At 37.3% G+C, this 18,113-nt stretch carries 18 protein-coding genes; 9 read left to right on the top strand and 9 right to left on the bottom strand.

Annotated features, from left to right (window positions below; all coding sequences use genetic code 11):
• Positions 1 to 104: 104 nt before the first annotated feature.
• Positions 105 to 782 carry a ComF family protein gene (locus MR041_RS02805; RefSeq protein WP_242092062.1) on the bottom strand — a complete coding sequence of 226 codons (678 nt, stop codon included), beginning with the start codon at positions 780 to 782 and terminating at the stop codon, positions 105 to 107.
• A gap of 130 nt (positions 783 to 912) precedes the next feature.
• On the opposite strand from MR041_RS02805, the gene MR041_RS02800 reads away from it, so the two are divergent.
• A complete protein-coding gene (locus MR041_RS02800) occupies positions 913 to 2,454 on the top strand; it encodes a glycine--tRNA ligase (protein WP_242092061.1) in 1,542 nt (513 codons plus the stop codon).
• 166 nt (positions 2,455 to 2,620) lie between these two features.
• Here the strand turns inward: MR041_RS02800 and MR041_RS02795 are convergent, their stop codons facing one another.
• The gene (locus MR041_RS02795; protein ID WP_242092060.1) at positions 2,621 to 3,088 is read right to left on the bottom strand and encodes an Lrp/AsnC ligand binding domain-containing protein; all 468 of its coding nucleotides are present in this window, start codon (positions 3,086 to 3,088) and stop codon (positions 2,621 to 2,623) included.
• Between the two features lie 103 nt (positions 3,089 to 3,191).
• Positions 3,192 to 4,556: a saccharopine dehydrogenase family protein gene (locus tag MR041_RS02790; RefSeq protein ID WP_242092059.1), complete on the bottom strand. Its 1,365-nt coding sequence runs from the start codon at positions 4,554 to 4,556 to the stop codon at positions 3,192 to 3,194.
• 106 nt (positions 4,557 to 4,662) lie between these two features.
• Between MR041_RS02790 and MR041_RS02785 the strand changes: the two genes are divergently transcribed.
• Together MR041_RS02785 and pckA are read left to right on the top strand one after the other, a co-directional pair.
• A complete protein-coding gene (locus MR041_RS02785; RefSeq protein ID WP_242092058.1) occupies positions 4,663 to 5,064 on the top strand; it encodes a DUF423 domain-containing protein in 402 nt (133 codons plus the stop codon).
• A gap of 58 nt (positions 5,065 to 5,122) precedes the next feature.
• Positions 5,123 to 6,739, top strand: coding sequence for a phosphoenolpyruvate carboxykinase (ATP) (pckA, locus tag MR041_RS02780; RefSeq protein WP_242092057.1), 1,617 nt, complete (start codon positions 5,123 to 5,125; stop codon positions 6,737 to 6,739).
• Positions 6,740 to 6,795: 56 nt separating this feature from the next.
• Here pckA and MR041_RS02775 read toward each other — a convergent pair whose 3' ends face one another.
• Positions 6,796 to 7,545, bottom strand: coding sequence for a uroporphyrinogen-III synthase (locus tag MR041_RS02775; protein WP_242092056.1), 750 nt, complete (start codon positions 7,543 to 7,545; stop codon positions 6,796 to 6,798).
• 22 nt (positions 7,546 to 7,567) lie between these two features.
• Positions 7,568 to 8,215 carry a DUF4271 domain-containing protein gene (locus tag MR041_RS02770; protein WP_242092055.1) on the bottom strand — a complete coding sequence of 216 codons (648 nt, stop codon included), beginning with the start codon at positions 8,213 to 8,215 and terminating at the stop codon, positions 7,568 to 7,570.
• 109 nt (positions 8,216 to 8,324) lie between these two features.
• Between MR041_RS02770 and MR041_RS02765 the strand changes: the two genes are divergently transcribed.
• The 3 genes from MR041_RS02765 to MR041_RS02755 are packed head-to-tail and all read left to right on the top strand — an operon-like array spanning position 8,325 to position 10,949.
• A complete protein-coding gene (locus MR041_RS02765) occupies positions 8,325 to 9,047 on the top strand; it encodes a polyprenol monophosphomannose synthase (protein WP_242092492.1) in 723 nt (240 codons plus the stop codon).
• A gap of 13 nt (positions 9,048 to 9,060) precedes the next feature.
• Positions 9,061 to 10,401 (top strand): dihydroorotase, encoded by a 1,341-nt coding sequence (locus tag MR041_RS02760; protein ID WP_242092054.1) that lies wholly within the window; start codon positions 9,061 to 9,063, stop codon positions 10,399 to 10,401.
• The gene (locus MR041_RS02755; protein WP_242092053.1) at positions 10,398 to 10,949 is read left to right on the top strand and encodes a DUF4296 domain-containing protein; all 552 of its coding nucleotides are present in this window, start codon (positions 10,398 to 10,400) and stop codon (positions 10,947 to 10,949) included. Before MR041_RS02760 ends, MR041_RS02755 begins: the two co-directional genes overlap by 4 nt.
• Here the strand turns inward: MR041_RS02755 and MR041_RS02750 are convergent.
• Positions 10,915 to 11,925, bottom strand: a complete 1,011-nt coding sequence (locus MR041_RS02750; protein ID WP_242092052.1) for an NAD-dependent epimerase/dehydratase family protein — start codon at positions 11,923 to 11,925, stop codon at positions 10,915 to 10,917. The genes MR041_RS02755 and MR041_RS02750 overlap by 35 nt on opposite strands.
• A gap of 87 nt (positions 11,926 to 12,012) precedes the next feature.
• On the opposite strand from MR041_RS02750, the gene tyrS reads away from it, so the two are divergent.
• Positions 12,013 to 13,314 carry a tyrosine--tRNA ligase gene (gene tyrS / locus MR041_RS02745; protein ID WP_242092491.1) on the top strand — a complete coding sequence of 434 codons (1,302 nt, stop codon included), beginning with the start codon at positions 12,013 to 12,015 and terminating at the stop codon, positions 13,312 to 13,314.
• 306 nt (positions 13,315 to 13,620) lie between these two features.
• Here tyrS and MR041_RS02740 read toward each other — a convergent pair whose 3' ends face one another.
• Entirely contained in the window at positions 13,621 to 14,601 is a 981-nt protein-coding gene (locus MR041_RS02740; protein WP_242092051.1) for a LuxE/PaaK family acyltransferase, read from the bottom strand.
• Between the two features lie 91 nt (positions 14,602 to 14,692).
• A complete protein-coding gene (locus MR041_RS02735; protein WP_242092050.1) occupies positions 14,693 to 15,019 on the bottom strand; it encodes a T9SS type A sorting domain-containing protein in 327 nt (108 codons plus the stop codon).
• Positions 15,020 to 15,223: 204 nt separating this feature from the next.
• Between MR041_RS02735 and MR041_RS02730 the strand changes: the two genes are divergently transcribed.
• Complete coding sequence (locus tag MR041_RS02730; protein WP_242092049.1) at positions 15,224 to 15,904, top strand: response regulator transcription factor; 681 nt, start codon at positions 15,224 to 15,226, stop codon at positions 15,902 to 15,904.
• Positions 15,904 to 16,950: a sensor histidine kinase gene (locus MR041_RS02725; protein WP_242092048.1), complete on the top strand. Its 1,047-nt coding sequence runs from the start codon at positions 15,904 to 15,906 to the stop codon at positions 16,948 to 16,950. Before MR041_RS02730 ends, MR041_RS02725 begins: the two co-directional genes overlap by 1 nt.
• Here the strand turns inward: MR041_RS02725 and MR041_RS02720 are convergent.
• Complete coding sequence (locus MR041_RS02720) at positions 16,930 to 17,976, bottom strand: glycosyltransferase (RefSeq protein WP_242092047.1); 1,047 nt, start codon at positions 17,974 to 17,976, stop codon at positions 16,930 to 16,932. The genes MR041_RS02725 and MR041_RS02720 overlap by 21 nt on opposite strands.
• Positions 17,977 to 18,113: the final 137 nt, after the last annotated feature.

The raw sequence follows: 18,113 nt of genomic DNA, 5'->3' as shown, positions 1-18,113 counted from the left end.
TTTCGGTAAAAGTACATGAATTTTTTCATTTGAAGGTTTTCCAGTCTGACCTAAATATCCCTAATTATCGGGTGTTTTATAACGCGAATACAAGACGAAACGACTTAGGCTATAGCCATACTGGCAACGCTAATTTTTACATTATGGCCTTGTGACAACAATTGGGCACAAGCTTCTATCGTAGCTCCAGTGGTAATGATATCATCAACGAGCAAAATGTGCTTGTTCGCGATGGTATCCAAATGGCGAACACCAAACAGAGAGACTCCACCTTGCCAGCGTGCCATTCGTTTTTTAGTGACTTGAGATGCTGTGTGAGTGGTCTTGATCAGGATATCATCTCTATAACAGGCGCCTAATTTTTTTGCTATTTGCTGTCCAAATTTTGCTACCTGATTGTAGCCTCTCGTTCGTAATTTCTTTTTATGTAAAGGAACAGGTATCACGAGATCAATGGAATTATAGCTATTCAGCGTTTTTAGTTCTCCACCGAGCCAATTACCCAACAGCACACCAATTCTTTCATACCCTTTATATTTTAGTCCATGGACGAGTTGTTGTACCAGACCCTTTTTCTCGTATCTAAGAAGCGCCGTAGCCTGTTCAATTTTAACCCGTCCGTAAAAAACCTTTTCAACAGTGTTGTCATTGTTAAAATGGTAATTGGTAACCGGTAACTGATGTCTGCAGGAAGTGCAAATCGTATCCTGGTTATCCTTTAAAAGGTTGTGGCAAGCACAACATACTTCAGGGAAAAACAGATTGATTAGGGGCTTCAGCATATCGATAAAATTCGGAAAAAACTGTAATTCATATGCACAGGGTTACGAATATAATTATTTCTCAAGGAAAATGATGCAAAATTCAATAGAGAAGGCTTTATGTTTGAAAGGGTTTTATATTTTTGCACCTATGGCAAATCAAGATGATACTTTTAAGAGGGTAATCTCCCATGCGAAGGAATACGGGTATATATTCCAGAGCAGTGAAATATATGACGGCTTAAGTGCAGTTTATGATTATGCGCAGAACGGGGCCGAACTAAAGAAGAACATTCGTGATTACTGGTGGAAGGCCATGGTGCAGATGCATGAGAATATTGTAGGTATAGATGCCGCTATTTTTATGCATCCAACGACTTGGAAAGCCTCTGGTCATGTCGATGCCTTTAATGACCCTTTAATTGACAATAAGGATTCTAAAAAACGCTATCGCGCCGATGTCTTAATTGAAGATTATTGCGCTAAAATTGAAGCAAAGATTGAGAAGGAAGTGTCTAAGGCTGCTAAACGATTCGGTGATGCATTCGATAAAGAACAGTATGTGTCTACAAATCCGAGAGTTCTGGGATATCAGGAAAAAATTAACACGACCTTATCCCGAATGGCCAGATCCTTAGAAAATGATGATTTAGCCGATGTTAAGGCACTTATTGAAGAATTGGAAATAGCCGATCCTTTAACTGGCAGCAAAAACTGGACGGACGTTAAACAGTTCAATCTCATGTTCGCTACCAAGTTAGGTGCTTCTGCAGATAGTGCCATGGATCTGTACTTGCGGCCTGAAACGGCTCAAGGTATTTTTGTTAACTTTTTGAATGTTCAGAAAACAGGCCGATTGAAGATTCCATTTGGCATAGCACAAACTGGTAAAGCCTTCAGGAATGAAATTGTTGCGAGACAATTTATATTTAGAATGCGTGAATTTGAACAAATGGAGATGCAATTTTTTATCAAACCGGGGACACAACACAAATGGTATGAACACTGGAAAGAAACCAGGTTGAAATGGCATTTAAGCCTAGGTTTGGGAGCAACTAATTATCGTTTTCATGATCATGAAAAATTAGCGCATTATGCCGATGCAGCTTGTGATATTGAATTCAAGTTTCCATTTGGTTTTAAGGAATTGGAGGGCATTCATTCCCGCACCGATTTTGATTTAAGCCAGCATGAAAAATATTCGGGGAAAAAGCTCCAGTACTTCGATCCGGAAGAGAATAAAAGTTATATCCCCTATGTATTAGAAACCTCTATTGGTTTGGATCGCATGTTTCTTGCTGTATTTTCTAATGCACTGACAGAGGAGGAATTGGAGAATGGGACAACCCGAACAGTATTGCGGTTACCCAGTGTTTTGGCTCCCGTTAAGGCTGCGGTTCTGCCTTTGGTAAAAAAAGACGGTCTGCCTGAAATCGCACGACAAATTGTGGAAGATTTAAAGTGGGATTTTAATGTTGACTACGATGAAAAGGATGCGGTTGGGCGACGTTACAGGAGACAGGATGCCGTCGGGACACCATTTTGTATTACGGTAGATCATGACAGCTTGGAGGACGGTATGGTTACCATTCGCCACAGGGATTCCATGGAGCAACAACGGGTTAAAATAGAAGATTTACGACGGGTTATCAAGCAAGACGTAGATATGCGTTCTTGGTTGATGCGCATGTAACTCCAAAGTATTTTAGGACCTCTTCTTTTTACTGCGAGATACGCTACATCCCTTTTTTGAAAGTTGACGTAGATAGTATTTATTCGAGGGGCTTTAGCCTGAAGCTGATATGTCGTGAGCAAGTCGGCATTTACATCATGTAATTTATACCAACAAATGCGATAGGCTAAATTTTTACCTGTCTTTCAATGTCCTGATTGAGAGAAATAAAGGATTCTGTTCTCGAAACACCACGTATCTCCTGCAACGTGTTTAAAATTTGAACAAGGTGATCGCCATTCTTACAGCGTACTTTTAAGAAGATATTCCATTGGCCAGTGGTGTAATGGCATTCCACGACTTCGGGAACCCTTTTTAATAACTTTATTACCAGCGGTGCATCAGCTTCTTTATCAAAATAAATTCCAACAAAGGCACACATTGTAAATCCCAAAATAGTTGGATTAACAATGAGTTGTGATCCGGAAATAAGATTTGCCTTTTCCAATTTTCTTAGTCGCTGATGAATGGCTGCACCGGAAATGCCAACTTGTCTTGCAACTTCTAAAATTGGAGTTCGGGCATCTTCCATGAGCATTCGAAGTATTTTTTTATCAATACCATCTATGGTAACAGTTTTAGTTTTTCGTCGCATATAGCTCTATTAATTTCAAGATAAAAATATGGATTTACTTTTAAATTGAAATTATTCAGACCAGGAAAATTAAAGCATTTGAGAGGAATGATTTCGATATTCCTTAATTATTTAGAGGATTATACCCCAAATAGGGAACTTCTTTTTCCTTAAAACGGATACCGAATTCTCGCAGTTCTTTTAAGATAGGATCATATATTTCTTTGGTAATAGGAATCTGGACCCCCGGGGTGGTAATATGACCATTCAAAATGGCCAATGTAGCCATTGCAACGGGTAAACCAACGGTTTTGGCCATGGCAGTGTAAGTCTGGTTTTCTCCAAGAACCACCAGATTTGCATCTATCTGGTGTTTTTTGCTGTTGAGCTCATAGCCAAATTTATGATACATAACGATCATATCCCGGTCGTCTTCGGCCAGTGTCCATTTATCCATTAGTATTTTCTGCAGGATCTGTGCCGGCGAGGCATTTTTTAATCCAACTTTTTTATCTGCATTAAAAATATCGAGCTCTACAAGCTTATCCCAAACGATATCATCTTGATCAATTTTTAGGGCATGACGTAATTTTAACTCTACCGAATCGGTATGGTGGTAGGGAAGGAATGCATTTATAAAATCGCGATAGCTCATGGTTTCACTATCCTCAAGAGTATAGCTATCGTCTGTCATTCCGAGAACTACAAAAATGTTCCATGCCCGACTAAATCCGACACGTCGCATGGTACCACGGTACAGTGTTTTAATGTTATCCAATCCGTAGGCACTTTGGTATTTTAGTGAATCTCGATTTGCATAGGCCTCAAATCTTCCAAAACCATCGATGTCCAGAAATTCAGTTCGCCTGAACAATCGGTGATAGGGAATATATTTATAGGTTCCTTCCTGAAGAAATTTTGCAGCACCACCCTGTCCTGCCAGAACTACATTTCTTGGATTCCATGTAAATTTATAATTCCATAAATTGGTGTCGCTTTCTGGTGCAATTAATCCGCCTGTAAACGATTCAAACAGAATAATTTTACCGCCATTATCGCGAATGTTATTTAAAACTTGCATGGCACTCATGTGGTCTATACCGGGATCCACCCCAATTTCATTCAGAAGTATAATGTTATTGTGCTTCGCCACTTCATCTAAATCCTGCATTTCCTGACTGACATAGGAGGCAGTGACCATATGCTTTTTAAATGTAATGCAGTCCTTGGCCACTTGAATGTGAAATCGTGCCGGCAACATCGAAACCACAATGTCGGCAGCTTTTATAGCATTCATTCTTGAGGCGTCATCATTAACATTCAAGGGTATCGTTCTGGCATTAACATGGCCGTTTATAACCTTTTCTGCGTGTTCTATATGGACATCTCCAACGGTAATAAACAATTCTTCCTTAACCGATTTATCCAGCAGATATTTTAAAAGATAAGATGACGATTTACCAGAACCAATAACTAAAATTTTTCGCATATTATTTTAGGATGATTAATTTTGTGTCTACAAAATTTAAGTTAGTCATAGACTTATGTTTTGCGAATTTAACAAAATTAGATGTGCGTTTTAAGAATATTTAAACATGGATAGAAAAATAGTAATTGTAGGCTGCTTTTTGGGGGTAACAGGTGTTATTTTTGGAGCATTTGGTGCCCATGGGCTTAAAGACTTAATTCCTGAAGAGAGTCTGAGGAGCTTTGAGACAGGTGTACGTTATCAAATGTACCATGCTTTACTTTTATTATTTGTGGGGTATACCACTACCATATCACAAGGAATAAAAAAATGGGTTTTGTATGCTGTGGTGTTGGGTGTTGTTCTATTTTCCGGTTCAATCTATGGGCTGTCTACAAATCCTTTGACTACATTTAATTTTAAATCAATCGGTTTCATTACCCCCATTGGAGGGCTCCTACTCATCAGCAGCTGGCTTTTGATAATTATTAATTTGTTAAAAAAACAGTCTAAAAACAGTCTAAAATAATGAATATATTAAAATAATTGTTCTAATTTTGAGGAATAGTTAATTATATTCTTTATTTATGGAAAATCATAGTGCACCTGTGAAGGCTATTTCGTTAGACAAATATGGCATTGAGAGTGCTGAGATTAATTATCAGCTTTCACCGGAAGAACTGCATGACATCACTATTCAAGAGGGACAGGGTATAGAAGCCATTTCAGGGGCTTTGGCGGTTAATACCGGAGAGTTCACAGGACGCTCACCTAAAGACCGATTTATCGTTAGGGATGCTATCACGAAGGACCGTGTATGGTGGAGTGAAATTAACATTCCATTTGATCCGGATAAATTTGAAAAACTCTATCGAAAGGTTACAGATTACTTAAGCCATAAGTCCCTTTTTGTAAGGGATTGCTATGCTTGTGCAGATGACAATTACAGAATGCATATTCGGGTAATTAATGAATACCCCTGGAGTAACCTTTTTGCCTACAATATGTTTTTACGGCCCACCGAAGAAGAATTAGATCATTTTTCTCCGGAATGGACAGTTATTAATGCTCCCGGTTTTATGGCCAATGCTGAAGCCGATGGCACGCGTCAACATAACTTTGCTATTTTAAATTTTTCGAAGAAAATTGCCCTAATAGGAGGTACCGGTTATACTGGAGAGATTAAAAAGGGCATCTTTTCGGCCTTAAATTTTATACTGCCCGTATTTAAAAACACCTTACCCATGCACTGTAGTGCCAATGTAGGAGCTGACGGCGATACAGCTATATTTTTTGGTTTGTCAGGTACCGGTAAAACCACCTTGTCCACAGACGCTAACCGCAGTCTTATTGGAGACGATGAACATGGTTGGACCAGTGAGAATACCATATTTAATTTTGAAGGCGGTTGTTATGCAAAAGTTATCAACCTGTCGGAAGAAAATGAACCTGAAATTTTTAAAGCCATTAAGAAAGGGGCTCTGTTGGAAAATGTTGTTCTGGATGAAAATGGTTTTGTAGAATTTGGTAACACTTCTATCACCCAAAACACAAGGGTAAGTTATCCTATTTACCATATAGACAATATCAAAACGCCATCCACTGGTAAGAATCCTAAACATATATTCTTTCTAACCGCCGATGCGTTTGGTGTGATCCCGCCGATATCCAAATTGACACCAAGTCAGGCGGCCTATCATTTTATCTCTGGCTATACGGCAAAGGTGGCTGGTACCGAGGCCGGTGTAATAGAACCTCAGCCCTCATTTTCAGCCTGCTTTGGAGCACCCTTTATGCCATTACATCCTGCCAAATATGCCGAAATGTTAAGTAAAAAAATGATTGAGGCGGGGGTAAATGTCTGGTTGGTAAATACGGGATGGACCGGTGGTCCATACGGGGTCGGAAAGCGAATGGAATTGAAATACACTCGCGCTATGATTAATGCCGTTTTAAATGGTGATCTCGGATTGTACAATTATGAAGATTACCATATTCACTCGGTATTTGGGGTGGCACAACCCCGAACCTGTCCCGGGGTTCCCACAAGTGTATTGAGTCCTCGTGCAACCTGGAATGATGACGAAGCCTATTATAAAACGGCATTTAAATTAACGAATGCCTTTCGTGAAAATTTTAAAAAGTTTGAGATGCACTGCAGTGAAGAAATTCGGCGTGGAGGCCCTCAGCGGTATGCCTTTTAGTACAAAAAAAAGGGATGGTACGTAACACCATCCCTTTTATATTCCGTTAGGAAAATTTACCTTCCCTTATTCACTTTTTCTATATATTTTTCTAATGCCATGGTCATCGAAGGCGTTTCGGGTGTCGGTGCAGCAATATCTACACGTAAACCTTTGTCCTCAACCGCTTTTATGGTCGTATTACCAAAGACGGCAATACGCGTATTGTTTTGCTTGAAATCCGGGAAATTTTGAAATAAGGATTCAATACCCGAAGGACTAAAAAAGACGAGAACATCATAATATACATCGGCCAAATCAGAGAGGTCACTTACTACAGTCTTGTAAAAAGTAGCTTGTTTCCAATTAACACCCAGGGCATCCATAGTTTGAGGAACCTCGGGTTTTATCTTATCCGTATTTGGTAAAAGAAACTTCTCATCCTTATATTTTTTGATCAAGGGAGACAATTCTGCGAAGGTTCGTTTTCCAACGTAAATCTTGCGCTTTCTGTATACCACATATTTCTGAAGATAATAGGCTACAGCTTCCGACTGACAAAAATACTTCATGGTATCGGGTACTTTAAAACGCATTTCTTCAGCTACCCTAAAAAAATGATCGACAGCATTTCTGCTGGTCAAAATAATTGCAGTATAATTGTTTAAATCTACTTTTTGCTGTCTTACCTCTTTTGCTGATACCCCTTCAACATGTATAAAGGGTCGAAAATCGATCTTCACCTTTTGCTTTTCTATTAAATCGAAGTAAGGAGAATTCTCTATTTTAGGTTCTGGTTGAGAAACCAAAATCGTTTTCACTTTCATAGGCACAAGCAGTTTGTTCTTTTTAATCTAAAATAAAAACCTTGTATAAAATTACACAAGGTGCTATTTCGAGAGCGCAAAGATACAAAATAAAATAGAAAATATTGTTTTTTATTAAACTTTGATGCCTTTTAAATGAAGTTATTAATCCGGTAAAAGTGACAACTAATAAAATGCCGAATATCATATAAAAGAGTAAGTTGTTTGGGCGTATACTATAGATTAAAAGTGCATTAATAGGTAGTAATATCATGCCAAGATAATTCTTGTAAGTTATTTTTTGAAAGAGATAATCATCTATTATTTTATCGATTTCGAAGAGACTTCCAATAAGGCGTTCTAACAAAACCTTTATTAAAAAAAATGAACCCAGACCAACTGTTATTTTAAATAATACATTGATGACTGTACCACTTATTGAATTAAAATGTTGATAGGCAATGATAATGAATAAGCTACCCGAAATAATGAGGTTGACAAATAAAAGGGCGTCGAATTTATCGAAAAACTTCTGATCCCGGGCGTATATTTTGAGATATTTCCAATTTGTAAAGATGTAAATAAAATCATTGAAACGCTTTTCAGAAACAAGTTTTGCAGCGGCCACAATAAGTAAACAGCACACTAATAGCAACGTATACAGTTCATTTGAAGACACCTCACGAATCATGCAATAAAATTATTATAATTATTCAATTCCGTATTAATTATTAAGGAATATTTAAAATAAATAAAAGCCTAATACCTTACATTTGCTAAAAATTACAAGCTAGATAATGATGCAGGGCGCAATTGTCATTATTCCAACATACAATGAAATAGAAAATATAGATGCTATTATTAAGGCTGTTTTTTCTCAGTCTTCGGCGATCCATATTTTAGTCGTTGATGATAATTCTCCAGACTTAACTGCACAGAAGGTAGAATCGTTACAGACTGAATTCCCGAATCGTTTGTTTTTGGAAACTCGAAAGGAGAAATCCGGCCTGGGGACCGCTTATATTCATGGGTTTAAATGGTGTCTAGCCCGGGATTACAATTACATATTTGAAATGGATGCCGATTTTTCTCATAATCCGGAAGATTTAATTAGACTTTATAAGGCATGTCATGTTGAAGGTGCAGATATGTCTATAGGATCGCGATATATAAGGGGCGTTAATGTGGTTAACTGGCCAATGAGTCGCGTGCTGATGTCCTATTTAGCTTCCAAATATGTTAGAGTCATTACGGGAATGAAAATTCATGACACCACTGCTGGATTTGTCTGTTACAAAAGAACGGTTCTGGAAACTTTAAATTTGGATGCCATTAAATTTATAGGTTATGCCTTTCAAATTGAAATGAAGTTTAAAACTTATTTAAAGGGTTTTAAAATTATAGAAGTACCGGTTATTTTTACGGATCGGACCAAGGGTGAATCAAAATTGAGTTCGGGGATTATTTCCGAAGCTATTTTTGGGGTCATTTCAATGAAAGTCAAAAGTTTGTTGCGCAAGTAAACATGATAGGGGTATGAGGACAACATTAATTAAGAATGCAAAAATTGTAAATGAGGGAACCCTTTTTGAAGGTGATGTTCTTATTAAAGGTGAATTTATCGAAGCGATTGACACATCCATTAGTGCTAAATCTGCCGATGTGGTCGTTGTCGATGCCGAAGGAAAATTATTAATGCCCGGTGTAATAGACGATCAGGTGCATTTTAGGGAGCCGGGTTTAACACATAAGGCCGATATCGCCTCCGAATCGAAAGCTGCTATTGCGGGAGGCATCACCTCATTTATTGAAATGCCCAACACGAACCCCCAAACCACAACGATTGAAAAGCTTGAGGAGAAGTTTGACATCGCATCCAGAACCTCCTTTGCCAATTATTCATTCATGTTTGGAGGAACCAATACGAATTTAGATGAAATTCTTAAAGTGGATCCGAAAACAGTTGCCGGCTTAAAGTTGTTTTTAGGTTCTTCAACAGGAAACATGCTGGTAGATGATCCTGAAGTGCTGGAGAAGATTTTTAAAAGTACAAACTTGTTGATTTCTGTACATTGTGAAGACGAAGAAACTATAAAGCGGAATCTCCAGGAGCACATCGAAAAATACGGTGAAGCCATTCCTATACATAAACATCCCATAATAAGAAGTGAGGAAGCCTGCTATTTGTCATCGTCGCGAGCCATTGAACTGGCTAAAAAAACAGGGGCAAGATTGCATGTATTTCATTTGTCAACCGGTAAAGAAACTAATTTATTCACGAATAAAATACCTCTTAAAAAGAAAAAGATAACCGCTGAAGTCTGTGTGCATCATTTGTGGTTTTCCGATGAAGAATACGATAAAAAAGGGACTTTAATCAAGTGGAATCCTGCCATAAAGACAAAAATGGATCGAAAGAAATTATTGGAGGCCTTATTGGATGACAGGATTGATGTGATTGCTACAGACCATGCCCCTCATACCTTAAAAGAAAAGCAAAATCCGTATACCAAGGCGCCTTCCGGTGGCCCATTAGTGCAGCATGCCTTGCCTGCAATTCTGGAAATGTACCACCAGGAGAAAATTTCAATTGACAAAATTGTTGAAAAAATGTGTCATAATCCGGCTATCCTATTTCAAATAGAAAAGAGAGGGTTTATTAAAGAGGGGTATTTTGCCGATTTGGTTTTGGTTGACTTGAATAATCCTTGGACGGTTACAAAGGATAATATTTTGTATAAGTGCGGATGGTCTCCATTTGAAGGGACAACTTTTAAATCGCGAATCACTCATACCTTCCTAAATGGAAGTTTAATTTATAATAACTTTAAGTTTTTTAACTCCGGAGCTGCGAAACGATTAACTTTTAACAGATGATTAAAAAACAAATATGTGTTGTTTTGTTGTTGCCGCTAATGGTGATTAGCTGTTATAAACTAAAAAACCCGAAGAAACCGGATAATTTGATTTCGGAAGATAAAATGGTTAATATTTTAATAGATATCCGGTTAATGTCTTCCACCACAGGAACTAATAAGCGTACATTGGATAATCATATTATTGATAAGGAAGACTATATCTACAACAAATACGACATTGATAGTTTACAGTTTGCCGAAAGTAACGCCTATTATACGTATCATATTGATACGTATGATGATATTTATGCAAAGGTGAAGGACAGTTTAAGTGCTTTAAAATCGTACTACCAAGAATTGGAAGTGAAGGAACTCGAACAAAAAAGGGAAAAAGACTCTTTAGATGCATTGTTAAAAATGGATACCTTGGGTGTGAAAAAAGGGAAGGATCTTATTGACGCCATTAAAATAAATGACTCATTGACCAAGAAATTAGATCTGAATAGGAATGACCTTGATTCACAGAAAGGCCTTATTGCGCCTGTTTCAGATACTGTAGGCCAATAACAGAAACGGTTTTGTCAATGGGTACAAATGTGTAATCCAAGGTCTTTTCGATTTTTAAACTGCTGTAATATTTTTCCTTTTGCAACACTTTTGCAATATGTTTTGTAATTTTTCTTGGTTTACCCGTTAAGACGTGTTTTATCCAATCCAGTTTCCAAACCATATTCAACATAAATTCTGTGGCCAATATTTGAGGGGGTCCCTGCTTTACGGATCTGGATAAACTGTCCAGAAACCGCTTATATGTCCAATTTTCGGCCACCAAAATAAAACGTTCATTTTCAATGTTCCTCTCCATCAATTGTATCATTATGGTTACGACATCCTTTACATCTATTAAGGGCACCGTTCCCCTGGTGTAGAAACTCAGTCCGCGATGTGCTTTTTTAAATAACTGCCCTGTTCCGGAATGCCAAATCCCTGCTCCCAAAATAACTCCGGGATTGACAATGACCACATTTAAACCTTCCTGAGCCCCTCTCCATACCTGCATTTCTGCACCGTACTTACTGATGCCATACACACTGTTATCTCCTTCAGGGTTCCAGTGCACATTCTCAGTTATGGTTTCACCATTGGTTGGCTGTCCCAATGTTGATATTGAACTCACATGGCACAGCTTTTTTATGCCTTTGTCGATACAAAGATTTACAATATTTGCTGTGCCCTCAATATTTGTGCGTCTCAGAAGGTGGTATTTGCTTGTTTCAAAGGAAACAAATGCAGCACAGTGATATACCATTGTAATATCTTCGAAAGCTTTATCCAATGCGGGGATATCCAAGATATCGGCTCTCACCCAAACAATTTTATCGAATGCTGTTTGGTAATTTTCTGTATATGTTGAGAAGACCTGTTTGACATTTTTAAGTGATTCTTCCTGTCTGTAAATGGCCTTCACCTGCTCATTTTTATTCACAATATTGAATAGTAAATGCGCTCCAACCAATCCGGTACCTCCAGTTACTAAAATCATGTGACTAATGTAAAGAAATATTAAGAATGCCGGAGTAATTATTAGCGTATTTTTATATTTGCCAGAGATTATAAATAAATCAGGATTATAATGAAGAATATTGTTGAAGAATTAACATGGCGCGGTATGATCCATACCGTAATGCCTGGAGCGGAAGAGCACTTAATGGGCGGTATGCGCAGTGCTTATGTTGGTTTCGATCCGACGGCAGATTCTTTACATATTGGAAATTTGGTGCCGATTATGTTATTGGCGCATTATCAGCGTTGTGGACATAAACCTATTGCACTGGTTGGTGGCGCCACGGGAATGATAGGCGATCCCTCAGGCAAATCAAATGAGCGTAACCTGTTGGATGAGGTCACCCTGCGTCGTAATCAAGAGGCCATAAAAATACAATTGTCTCATTTTTTGGATTTCGATAGCGATGCTCAAAATGCAGCGGTCATGGTAAATAATTATGACTGGATGAAGGACTTTTCGTTTTTGGATTTTATACGTGATATTGGAAAGCATATTACCGTAAATTACATGATGGCCAAGGATTCTGTTAAGAATAGAATAGCCTCCGATGACGCAGCCGAAGGTATGAGTTTTACGGAGTTTACCTACCAGTTAGTTCAAGGGTATGATTTTCTTCATTTATACAATTCGCATAACTGTACACTTCAGATGGGTGGTAGTGATCAATGGGGCAATATTACAACAGGAACCGAATTAATAAGGCGTATTGGTAGTGGTAAGGGCTTCGCAATTACCTGTCCTTTGATAACAAAATCGGATGGTTCAAAATTTGGTAAATCTGAAGGGGGTAACGTTTGGCTCGATGCCAATAGAACTTCGCCTTATAAATTCTACCAGTATTGGTTAAACACGAGTGACGAGGATGCCGAGAAGTATATTAAAATTTTTACCTTCTTAAATAGAGAAGAAATCAAGAGTTTGACAGAGTTACATAAACAAGCACCTCATTTAAGGACACTACAAAAACGGTTGGCTGAAGAAATTACGGCAATGGTGCATTCGAAAGACGATTTGAACAACGCCATTAAAGCAAGTCGCATTTTGTTTGGAAAATCTACCAGCTCTGATCTTAAAGAATTAAATACCCAAACATTCTTAGATGTATTTGATGGGGTGCCTCAAACCGAAATTTCAATTTCCGATATTGAAAATGGATTGGATATTATTGCGGCTTTGGCCGAAAAAGGAGGTTTCTTAAAATCCAATGGAGAGGCGCGACGTGCATTAAAGGAAAATTCCATTTCAGTGAATAAGGAAAAAGTGAATGAAGGGTTTATTATTTCTGCAAACGATTTGATCAATAACAAATTTGTGCTTTTGCAACGAGGTAAGAAGAATTACTTCATTCTAACTCTGAAAGAATAAAAAGACCCGAATTAGAAAAATCGGGTCTTTCCTTAACCAACCAAATAACTAAAAAACTTTTCTTTTTCTTAGTTATTACGTTTGACGTAGAGCAAGTGCGAACCTTTCATTGCGCTCCACCTCATCTTTAATTTTTATTTTTCCCAGTTTAGTTTACACATAACTATTATGTCTTCCTAGCCCCTTATTCCATAGATCAAGGGTATTTATACTCCGTGCATTACACATCAAGTAAAATGTGCATTCACCTACGTTAAATGTTCTTGGTGCGGAAAATTCAGAATTACAGTGTTGTATAAACTTGGGCTAGAGCACCATCAGGTTACATCCCCTTATATCGGAATGGTCAAAGCGACCAATGACCTCGAAACTGCCATTTGAGAATACGCGCCCCAAATCTTGTGTTGCGATAAAAGAACAGGAATTGATATTGGCCAAATCAATGATATTTAATCCGCCAACCTTACCAAAATTTTGAATAGTTAAGGCGTCTTCTGGATCTCGTGTCAAAACTCCCATCCATGGGGGACAGTTAAATATTCCATCTCCGGTCGAATATGCCTGGCTGAGCAGTTCGGTCATTCCATACTCGCTATGAACACGCTCTATCCCGAACCCTTTTTTTAAAATGCCATGAAGTTCAGATCTGATCAACTCCTTTCGTCTGCCTTTCATGCCGCCCGTTTCCATTACAACGGTGTTTTTTAAATTGAATTGGTATTGTTCGACCAGATCGAGCAAAGCAAATGAAACTCCTATAAGTAAAATTTTCTTCCCCTTCGCATCCAAACTGGTTAAGGCCGTTTTTAATTCTTTTAAATTATCCAGGTAAAATCCGCTGGCAGGTTCCTTCGATGCCTTAATTAAGTGATCTACCATATAAATTAAAGAAGAGTCCGTACGTTCGAGATAGGAAGGCAACAGGGCCAGGATAACATAGTCTTCAATTGTCCCATAAAAACCTTGGAAAGCCTTCGTGAAACTCTGTTTGTAAATCTCTAAATTACTGACACAATGTTTACTTATTCCTTCGGATGTTGTTCCAGAGCTTGTAAACGTTTTTGAAACGGGGTTCTGCGTGCTTAAAATGATATGTGATTTGAAAAATTGAATGGGCAAAAAAGGAATGTCTTTTAGCGATGTTACTTCACTTGGATGTTTATACAACAAATCACAAAAGGAGCGATATACCCGATTTTTTTCAAACTGAAATTTAAACACTTTGAGAGCCAGGTGTTCAAAGTCAGTTCGGGTCTTCACACTAAAGATGGTATTGGCATCTATCATTTTACAAGCTAGGAATCGGTCAAACAAAAGTATACAAAAAAAGCATGGCCATTGGCCATGCTTTTTTATTTTAATAAGGTAAAATGCTATTTTATTTAATCACCAATTTTCGAGTTTCAGTAATATTGTTTTCGGTAATTTTTAAAAAGTAAACTCCTGTTGCCAATCTCGAAATATTTAGCTCTTTTCCTGTAAGCGTAGTCGCATATATTTTTTTACCAATCGCGTTAAAGAATTCTATCTGCTTGACTAAATTATGCTTAGAGGTTATAAAAATAAATTGTCGATTACTATTTACAGGGTTGGGATAAATTGAAAGATTTTCGATTTTAGGTTGCGCAATCTCCTGTGCAAATGCCTTGGGAGCAAATGCAAAAAATAGTAATACAATAAGTGTAACAATGTAGTTTTTCGCCATAGTAGGATTTTGATATGTTAAATTTAATAATAAATATCAAAAGTTATACCAATTAATTGTAAAAGATTTTATCACGTCATTTAAGATTAATATCGCGTAACCCGTATGTTACCAAAACGTTATATGTTTTTAATTTTTTATAAGTTGCTATATTAGTTTTATCTTTACTTATTCATAGAGATAAAAAAATTTATAATTTCCGGGATGGATAAAAAAGACACTAAAATTTTATTGGTCGACGATGAACCAGATATTCTTGAAATTGTTGGGTATAATTTGTCCAATGAAGGTTATCAGATTGTTACTGCAGAAAACGGTTTAGAAGCGGTAAAAAAAGCTAAAAAAGAGCAACCTCATTTGATTATTTTAGATGTAATGATGCCTGAAATGGATGGTATTGAAGCCTGTGAGCAGATTAGAAAAATCCCGAGTTTAAAGGATACCATTATTACGTTTTTAACGGCGCGAGGTGAAGATTATTCTCAGGTAGCCGGGTTTGATGCGGGTGCCGATGATTATATTACGAAGCCCATAAAACCTAAAGTTTTAGTTAGTAAGGTAAAAGCATTATTAAGACGATTTAAACACGAAGAGCGGGATACAACGCTTAAGATTGGTAATTTAGTAATTGATCGGGAGGAATATAAAATAAGCCTGAATGGAGAGGAAATTATTTTACCGAGAAAAGAATTTGAATTACTATCTTTGTTAACCTCTAAACCGGGGAAGGTTTTTAAACGCGATGAAATACTGGACAAAGTATGGGGTAATGAAGTTGTTGTTGGAGGTAGAACCATCGACGTTCATATCAGAAAGCTAAGAGAAAAGATAGGTGATGATAGTTTTAAAACCGTTAAAGGAGTAGGTTATAAGTTTGTAGATTAATGCAAGTTAAATTAAAAAAACCGTACAGGTTTTCAGCAAAAACGTCGCTTTATATAGCACTGTCATTAACACTCATAACGAGTGTTTTTTTATATTATTTTTCTAAGATTAACTGGGGGTTAATAGGCTTCATACTCATAACGAGTTATTCCATATGTTTTGTTCTGATTCAATTTCGTATCGAGCGATTGATTTACCGTCGTGTTAAACAGATTTACGATGATCTTACCTTATTGGAGTCCGCCAGTATCAATAGAGAGTCCATCACTACAGATATGGGGACCTTAACCAAGGAAATAGATAAATTTGCCCGGGATAAAAAGCTGGAAATTGAAACCTTAAAAGTGAGGGAGCAATACCGTAAGGAATTTTTTGGCAACGTTTCCCACGAGCTTAAAACGCCATTATTTACAGTTCAGGGTTATATTTTAACCTTGCTCGACGGGGCCATTAATGATAAAAAAGTAAGTCAAAAATATCTGAAGCGTGCTAGTAAAGGTGTGGAACGATTGATCTATATTGTAAAGGATTTAGATATGATTACCAAGTTAGAGATTGGTGATCTTAGTCTAAATATTGAAGTATTTGATATTGTTGAATTGGTTAAGAATGTATTTGAGATGTTTGAGATGCGTGCCAATAAGAATAAGATAACATTAACCTTCGATATCGATTATAATAAACCAATTTTGGTAAAGGCTGATAAGGAACGAATACAACAGGTGTTGACCAATCTTATTGTCAATTCAATTAAATATGGACATGAAAAAGGGACAACAGAAGTCAGTATAGAGAATCTGATAAAGAACAAGGTTATAGTGCGCGTTACGGATAATGGTGAAGGAATTGCACAAACCCATTTACCACGTTTGTTTGAACGTTTCTACAGGGTAGATAAAAGCGGTTCAAGAAGTGAAGGAGGATCTGGATTAGGTCTATCCATAGTTAAACATATTATTGAGGCCCACAACGAAAAAATTTATGTCGAAAGTGAGCTTGGTGTAGGGAGTGAATTTTCATTTACCTTAGAAAAAGCTGGCGAATAATGCTTTAAAATCGGTTTCAGAAGTTGTTAAACTGAGCCCTTTGTACTGAGGAATTTCGTTAAGCTTATCTAGAGAGAATTCGGATTGATCGCAACTTGGAACCAGTTTTAAATCTGTTAATCTTTTCGCTAAATATTCTTGTTCGTATTGACCCGGGGTAGGAATGAAATACGCTTTTTTATTTAACTTGGCCAAATCCATTATAGTAGTATATCCGGACCTTGAAAGAATGACGGCGCTTTCGTTTATGGTCTGTTCCAGTAAGCTTGATGTCATGTAATTATAAATTGTGATGTGCCCTTTCATTTGTATGGTTTTTTCCTGTTCTAACACACCTCTAACGAAAACAATTTTACCAGGGTAATGTTTCAATTCAGATAACAATTTATCTTCCAGTAAAGTCCGTTGAGGTTCCGGTCCAGAAATTAAAACCATTAAATCATATTTAATTTCTACTGAATCCTTTGAAAACCTACTTAATGGACCTATATATGTTATCGGACAATCTAATGAATCGGAATGCCCTAGTTTTCCGCTTAAATTATGGTCTTCTTTTAGGTCAGGTACCCAGCAGGCGTCAAATTTCTTAATAAAATAGTGATGTATTCTTGTAGTAAGCCATGTGGTGCTGCCACTCAGGACGTTCAATTGATGAGTCATAAAAACTGTTGGGCACTTTTTGCTGCATATGCCGAGGCGGTTATCAGATATTATTCCATCTATCCCCATGGATTCTACAATCCTTTGTGTGGCATTTTTTTCAGACCGAATAGCCTTGATTAATTTTGGAGACACCTTTAAAAGCTTGTACCTAAAGTTTTTTCCTTTTTTTGAGTAACTAATATTATAGGAAGGCAATTCAATTGAAGTCAAACTCGGAAATTCCTTCTGCAAAAGAAATAAGGCAGCACCATCACTCGCTAAAACAGGTTCGTATCCTTCTTCTATTAACGCCTGAATAATTGGGATGCTTCGCGTGGCATGTCCTAACCCCCAATTAAGTGGTGCGACTAAAATACGTTTCATCTTGGATTTACTAAAAGTCTGCTTAAATTAAATGCTACACGAGGTTTTGGGCACTAAAAAATGCTATTATATTAGGTCTCTTAAATAACTCAATTCCCATGTAAAACATTCAAATTTAGAGATATTCATACTCCCAC

The sequence above is a fragment of the Aestuariivivens sediminicola genome (assembly GCF_022662015.1).
GTDB lineage: Bacteria > Bacteroidota > Bacteroidia > Flavobacteriales > Flavobacteriaceae > Aestuariivivens > Aestuariivivens sediminicola.
This window is presented reverse-complemented; position numbering and strand designations above follow the sequence as displayed.

Excerpts from the sequence above, each read along its gene's own strand:
- MR041_RS02805 (WP_242092062.1), bottom strand. The coding sequence starts at position 782 with ATGCTGAAGCCCCTAATCAATCTGTTTTTCCCTGAAGTATGTTGTGCT.
- MR041_RS02800 (WP_242092061.1), top strand. The coding sequence starts at position 913 with ATGGCAAATCAAGATGATACTTTTAAGAGGGTAATCTCCCATGCGAAG.
- MR041_RS02795 (WP_242092060.1), bottom strand. The coding sequence starts at position 3,088 with ATGCGACGAAAAACTAAAACTGTTACCATAGATGGTATTGATAAAAAA.
- MR041_RS02790 (WP_242092059.1), bottom strand. The coding sequence starts at position 4,556 with ATGCGAAAAATTTTAGTTATTGGTTCTGGTAAATCGTCATCTTATCTT.
- MR041_RS02785 (WP_242092058.1), top strand. The coding sequence starts at position 4,663 with ATGGATAGAAAAATAGTAATTGTAGGCTGCTTTTTGGGGGTAACAGGT.
- pckA (WP_242092057.1), top strand. The coding sequence starts at position 5,123 with ATGGAAAATCATAGTGCACCTGTGAAGGCTATTTCGTTAGACAAATAT.
- MR041_RS02775 (WP_242092056.1), bottom strand. The coding sequence starts at position 7,545 with ATGAAAGTGAAAACGATTTTGGTTTCTCAACCAGAACCTAAAATAGAG.
- MR041_RS02770 (WP_242092055.1), bottom strand. The coding sequence starts at position 8,215 with ATGATTCGTGAGGTGTCTTCAAATGAACTGTATACGTTGCTATTAGTG.
- MR041_RS02765 (WP_242092492.1), top strand. The coding sequence starts at position 8,325 with ATGCAGGGCGCAATTGTCATTATTCCAACATACAATGAAATAGAAAAT.
- MR041_RS02760 (WP_242092054.1), top strand. The coding sequence starts at position 9,061 with ATGAGGACAACATTAATTAAGAATGCAAAAATTGTAAATGAGGGAACC.
- MR041_RS02755 (WP_242092053.1), top strand. The coding sequence starts at position 10,398 with ATGATTAAAAAACAAATATGTGTTGTTTTGTTGTTGCCGCTAATGGTG.
- MR041_RS02750 (WP_242092052.1), bottom strand. The coding sequence starts at position 11,925 with ATGATTTTAGTAACTGGAGGTACCGGATTGGTTGGAGCGCATTTACTA.
- MR041_RS02740 (WP_242092051.1), bottom strand. The coding sequence starts at position 14,601 with ATGATAGATGCCAATACCATCTTTAGTGTGAAGACCCGAACTGACTTT.
- MR041_RS02735 (WP_242092050.1), bottom strand. The coding sequence starts at position 15,019 with ATGGCGAAAAACTACATTGTTACACTTATTGTATTACTATTTTTTGCA.
- MR041_RS02730 (WP_242092049.1), top strand. The coding sequence starts at position 15,224 with ATGGATAAAAAAGACACTAAAATTTTATTGGTCGACGATGAACCAGAT.
- MR041_RS02725 (WP_242092048.1), top strand. The coding sequence starts at position 15,904 with ATGCAAGTTAAATTAAAAAAACCGTACAGGTTTTCAGCAAAAACGTCG.
- MR041_RS02720 (WP_242092047.1), bottom strand. The coding sequence starts at position 17,976 with ATGAAACGTATTTTAGTCGCACCACTTAATTGGGGGTTAGGACATGCC.